Annotated in this window: 1 protein-coding gene; it reads right to left on the minus strand. The window is 60.4% G+C overall.

The features are described from left to right. The coding region (locus HMPREF0072_RS11660; RefSeq protein WP_155811920.1) for a prolyl oligopeptidase family serine peptidase at nucleotides 1-240 on the minus strand (240 nt) is incomplete at both ends.

Raw genomic sequence — 240 nt, forward strand, 5'->3', positions numbered from 1 at the left:
ACGTCGATGAAGTCGTTGAAGGTGTTCTGCTTGTGCAGCAGCTTGCCGTTCTCGTACCAGTCGCGGCCCATTTCCTGGCCACCACGGATGTGGGCAATGGCATACACCACGCCACGGTCGAGCAGGCTCACCGCGGTCTGGTTGAAGTACGGGTCCATCGACATGCCGTAGCTGCCATAGGCGTACTGGAACAGCGCGCCCTTGCCGTCCTTCTTGTAGCCCTTGCGGTAGACCAGCGAC

Source organism: Anaerococcus lactolyticus ATCC 51172, from assembly GCF_000156575.1.
In the GTDB taxonomy this organism is placed as follows: Bacteria; Bacillota; Clostridia; order Tissierellales; family Peptoniphilaceae; genus Anaerococcus; species Anaerococcus lactolyticus.